The 5218-nt window shown below is 63.5% G+C and carries 6 protein-coding genes; all 6 read right to left on the reverse strand.

The window, feature by feature from the left end; genetic code table 11:
• Positions 1 to 144: 144 nt before the first annotated feature.
• Complete coding sequence (locus WAW17_RS27425) at positions 145 to 1485, reverse strand: FAD-dependent oxidoreductase (RefSeq protein WP_422336013.1); 1341 nt, start codon at positions 1483 to 1485, stop codon at positions 145 to 147.
• A gap of 38 nt (positions 1486 to 1523) precedes the next feature.
• Positions 1524 to 1712: a ferredoxin gene (locus tag WAW17_RS27430; protein WP_422336014.1), complete on the reverse strand. Its 189-nt coding sequence runs from the start codon at positions 1710 to 1712 to the stop codon at positions 1524 to 1526.
• Between the two features lie 160 nt (positions 1713 to 1872).
• On the reverse strand, positions 1873 to 2724 hold the full coding sequence (locus WAW17_RS27435) for an NAD(P)-dependent oxidoreductase (RefSeq protein ID WP_422336015.1): 852 nt from the start codon (positions 2722 to 2724) through the stop codon (positions 1873 to 1875).
• Positions 2721 to 3020 (reverse strand): ferredoxin, encoded by a 300-nt coding sequence (gene fdxA, locus WAW17_RS27440; protein ID WP_422336016.1) that lies wholly within the window; start codon positions 3018 to 3020, stop codon positions 2721 to 2723. Before fdxA ends, WAW17_RS27435 begins: the two co-directional genes overlap by 4 nt.
• 34 nt (positions 3021 to 3054) lie before the next feature.
• Positions 3055 to 4524 (reverse strand): aldehyde dehydrogenase family protein, encoded by a 1470-nt coding sequence (locus WAW17_RS27445; RefSeq protein ID WP_422336018.1) that lies wholly within the window; start codon positions 4522 to 4524, stop codon positions 3055 to 3057.
• Between the two features lie 66 nt (positions 4525 to 4590).
• A partial coding sequence (locus tag WAW17_RS27450; RefSeq protein WP_422336017.1) for an SDR family oxidoreductase occupies positions 4591 to 5218 on the reverse strand: 628 nt, incomplete at its 5' end.

Here is a 5218-nt window from a genome sequence, read left to right on the forward strand (position 1 = left end):
GAGGACACCTACCAACGTGGATGAGCTGGCATCCGGGCCAGCGGATCACCCATGCCCGCCACAGGCATCCCACGCCGAGCGAACCTAGAAACCCCACGAAATCACACATCCACGGATTCAGGCTTAGCGGTGTGGGGGATTCGATCAGTGGTAACTGGGAACGGGGTTTGCGGCTTCGACCAGATCGTTCCAGCTTCGGATTTTGACTCGGGATCGCCCGTGTCGGGCACCGTGCTCGAGCTCCCGGGACTTGATTTCCGTCCATCCTCGTTTGTCGAGGACGCGGATGCTGCGCTCCCGCAAGAGATCCGCGATCCCGTTCCGGTCGTCGGGGCGTGCGGCGAGCAGGCGTTCACGATCCGCGAACAGTGCCGCGGCGGTGTCCTCGGCGTCAGCGCGATTGGTGCCGAGAATGCCTGTCGGTCCGCGTTTGGCCCATCCGACGGCGTACTCGCCGCGTTGCGCGCGTCCGTCACGGATAACGCGATGATTCTCGTGTGGGATGGTCGAGGTGACCTGCGTGAAGGGAATCCCGGCTATGGGCCGGGAGCGATACCCTACGGCACGCAGGACCAGTTCGACCGGGATGTCGTGCCTTCCGTCCCCGGCAGAACCCGCGACGGTGTGCTCGACGCGCACGGCTTCCACGGTGTCCGTGCCGACGATGTCGGTCGGGCGAGTGGAGAAGTGGAAATAGATCCGCCGCGGGGCGCTGGTGGTCTCCCGCCCGGCCCAGTCACGGAGGACCTTCATGTTGCGTTTGACTACGGGAGGCCATCCGTCGTCGGGATCGGGCGGAATCTGGTCTGCGTCGACGATCACGTCCACGTTCGACAGTTCGCCGAGTTCTCGAAGCTCTTTGGTGGTGAACTTCGCGCACTCCGCACCACGCCGAGCGAGGATGTGGACGTCGGTGACCGCACTTGCAGCCAATGCGTTCAGGGTGTCGTGCGGGATGTCGGTTTCCGCGAGTTGGCCCGGGTCTTTGACCAGGATCCGCGTGACGTCGAGAGCGACATTGCCCGCTCCGACAACGGCGACGCGGCGGGTATGAGCGAGGTCGAAGGCGCCGGCTTCGGGGTGGCCGTTGTACCACTTCACGAACGAGGTCGCGGAGTGGCTTCCGGCCAGATCCTCACCCGGAATGGCGAGGGTGTTGTCGGCGTCGGCGCCGGTGGCGTATACCAATGCGTCGTAATGTCTGCGGAGATCGTCGACATCAACGGTACGACCGATCTCGACGTTGCACAGTAGATTCACCGACGATCGGTCGAGCACCTCTTGCAACGTGTCGGCCGCGGATTTGATGTTGGGGTGATCGGGTGCCACCCCGTACCGCAACAGTCCGAAGGGCACGGGCAGGCGTTCGAGAATGTCCACTGTGACGTCGGAGTGTTCGTTGCAGGTCAATGCGTCGGCGGTGAACAGTCCGGATGGGCCGCCACCGACAACAGCGACTCGCAACGGGCGATGGGATGCAGACATTCCGCTGGTCTTCCTCGTGGTGTCAGTGCAGAGTGGTGTCAGTGCAGGCTGATGGCGCGTTCGGGGCACGCAGCGACGGCCTCGCGCGCTGCCTGCTCCGAGCCGGCCGGAATGTCGACTTCGGAGCGTAGGGCGTATCCGCTGTCGTCGATGTCGAAGAGTTCCGCGTCCGTCTGGTAGCACCGGGCATGTCCGGTGCATTTACCGAGATCGATGTGTGCTGTCATCTGTCCTGTTCCTTTTCACGTTCATTTCCGAACCGGGTGACGCCGGCGTCGATGGTGAACTCGTGTGCTGTCACTTACTTGCTTTGGTCGGAGACCGAAGACGGCCCGGCCCCGGCGGCGGCACGGGAGATCAACGCAACCCTTCCCGCAACCCGACCGCTCATGTCGCCGCCACCCTTTCGAGAGCATCGGTGTCCTTTGCGCCGTCGACCAAGTCGAGGGGACCGAGCCGAACGGCGGCGAGGAGGGTGCTGATGTCGAGGTCGATGTCGGCGGCGGCGATCCGTGCGGATTCGATGTCTTTACGCAGGTATCGGGGGAGTCCTGAGCTGTAGACTTCCGCGCTCTGGCCGGACGCAGCAATGTACTGAGCCGCCGCACTTCCCCCGCTGCTCACGGAGAGAATTTCGAGGAAGGTCGACTCTGGAATGCCCACTGCGGTAGCGGCCTTCAGCGCGGAGAGGGTGAGCTGGGTGCAGGCCGCGAAGAGAGCGTTGTTGAGCAGCTTCGCCGGCAGGGCGGTGCCGATCTCTCCCGTGCGGATGATGTTGACCGCATATGCCGCAACCAGTTCGGCTGCCGCGTCGACTGCTCGCGGGTCCCCGCCGACCAACACGGTCAGCCGCCTCGCCCTGATCGCCTGTGCTGTTCCACTGAATGGCGCCTCCACAAGTGAGACTCCCCGAGATTGTGCGATGTCGTTCAGCGCACGCAGAGCATTCGGACTTCCAGTGGTGTGAGAGACGAAAGTGGAACCACGACGCATCTTTTCGATGATCGGGCCGCAGAGGTCCAGGACCTGGGTGTCGGTGAACAGGCAGGTGATCACGACGTCCGCCGCGGCGAGCTCCGCCGGTTGACTCACCACCTCGGCACCGTGGGCGGCGAGACGATCGCGGACCTCTGCCCGACGCGCGTAGATCATCGTCGAATGTCCCTCCGCCAGGAGCCTTTCGACCATCGGTTCCCCGATCTGCCCGACACCGATGAAGCCGACTCGAATGGGTGTCATTCGGTCTCCACTCCATGGACGCCGAACTTGCCCCGCTTCCTTGCGCCGCCGAGCCGGCCCAGTGACACGAACACCTCGTTCTGCCGCTGTGCGGCACTTTGATGTTCCCCGGGGAGGTCCGCTTCGTGGTAGATCGCTTCGTGTGGGCAGGCGGGCTCGCAAGCCCCGCAGTCGATGCATTCGTGCGGGTTGACGAACAGCTGATGCTCGCCTTCGTAGATGCAGTCCACGGGGCATTCGCGAACACACGAGCGATCCATCAGATCGACACAGGCTTCGGTGATGACGTATGTCATATCAGTCCCTCTCGTCGAACAGGTGCGTGACCCGCTAGCCGGAGGCGACGCCCCAGGCGATCGTCTTGATCTGCAGGAATTCCTCCAGACCCGCTTCGCCCCACTCGCGGCCGAGCCCGCTTTGCTTGTATCCGCCGAACGCCGTGTGCGGGCTCAGCCCGCCTCCACCGCCGTTGACGGTCACGTAGCCGGCCCGAATGCGCTTCGCGATCGCGTACGCGCGAACCGGGTCGTTCGCCCACACGCCACCGCCCAGTCCGTAGTCGCTGTCATTGGCGATGCGCACAGCCTCGTCGTCGTCGTCGAACGGAATCACCACGCCGACCGGGCCGAAGAATTCGCGCTGTGCGATCGCCATCGAGTTGTCGACATCGACGAAGAGGGTTGGTTCGACGAAGAAGCCCTTGTCGAGTCCGGCCGGCCGGCCGCCGCCGTACGCGATCGTGGCGCCTTCCTCGACGCCTGTACGGATCAGGTCCTCGACCTTGGCACGCTGCGCTTCGCTGCCGAGCGGTCCCATCACGGTGTCCGGCTCCGAAGGGTCACCGACCTTGATCCCCGACAGGATTTCTTTGATCATGGCAACGAGCTCGTCCATACGAGAGCGGTGCACCAGCGTGCGGGTAAGCAGCGCACAACCCTGACCAGCGTGCACGATGATGCCGGCGATGACCGATTGGATCGCCTTTCCCAGATCGGCGTCTTCGCAGATGATGTTGGCCGACTTGCCACCGAGTTCGAGAACGACCTTCTTCATAGTCGGTGATGCCTGCTCGAGTACCTTCCGGCCCACGACGTCCGAGCCGGTGAAGCTGACGAGATCGACCAATGGGTTCGTCGTAAGTTCCACGGCGGTATCGACGTCGCCATGGATGATATTGAGCACCCCCGGCGGCAGCCCGGCTTCCTCAGCGATCTCGGCGAGCACGAAGGCTTCCAACGGGGTAGTGGGGGCGGGCTTGAGCACAGTGGTGCACCCGGAGGCCAATGCCGGAGCCAGCTTCATCACGTTGAGAAAGAACGGGAAATTGTAGGCCGAGATGAGTGCTGCCACCCCGAACGGTTCACGCCGAACGACACCCTGCCCGATACCGGCTCCGACGTAGGGGGCGACGGGCCTCTCCATCGGATACGTGAACATCACTCGCTCGGCCATGTCCCGGAAGTGCTGGATCGGAATACCGATCTGGAACCCTTCCGCTCCCATTCGGGTCCCACCGGCTTCGGCGATGTTGAGCTGCACGAGCTCTTCGAATCGCTTCTCCATCCCCTCTGCCATTCGGAGCATGACAGCCGACCTCTCACGCATCGACATCTGGGGCCACGGACCTTCGTCGAAGGCCTTGCGTGCGGCTTCGATCGCGCGCACGACGTCGGCCCGAGAGCCGATCGGTGCGGTCCCGATCACCGCTTCCGTCGCGGGATTGATGACTGACTGGACTTCGCCGGATTCGGTAGGAACCCAGGCGCCGTCAATGAAGAGGTGGGGATATTTCTTGATTATGCGGATCCTTCGTTGGAAGCGTTGCGGAGCTTGTTGATCGAAACTGCGAGGTGACGCGATGAGCGATCAGGAGTTCGCGTAGGGAAGCGTGTGCGCCAGGACGGCGCCGCCGTCGACCTTCATCTGGAGGCCGGTGATGTACCGCGACTCGTCCGAGGCGAGGAATGTGACCGCGTTGCTGACATCGGCTGGCTCGACATACCCGATCGGCATCGGCTGCATTGCTGGAAAGGCGATTTCGGCGTCTTCGCGAGTGGGCGACTCGAGATCCGGTCGAAAGATCTTGTACATCGGTTCACTCTGCAGCATGTCCGTGTTGCAGTTGGTCGGATGTACCGCGTTCACGCGAATGGATTCCGGAGCCAACTGGAGCGCGAGATCGTGCACGAATCGCCCTACCGCCTGCTTGGCGTGGGTGTAGCCGGCTCCGCCGGGACCGTTTGCCGGGTTGTCCGTGCCGCCCTTCATCATCGCCGCGACGGATCCGATGGCGATGATCGACGCCCCACCGGTCAGATGCGGATAGGCGGCACTGACCGTGTTGATCACACCGACGAGGTCCACGTCCACGGCGTCGAGGAACGCGCGACGGGGAACGTCTCCGCCGAGCGGGCAGATGCCGGCATTGGCGACGACGATATGAAGCCCGCAGAGTTCTTTGACCCCCGCCTCTATGGCCTCCCTCATCTGTGAC

Source organism: Rhodococcus sp. (in: high G+C Gram-positive bacteria) (genome assembly GCF_049286785.1).
In the GTDB taxonomy this organism is placed as follows: domain Bacteria; phylum Actinomycetota; class Actinomycetes; order Mycobacteriales; family Mycobacteriaceae; genus Rhodococcus_F.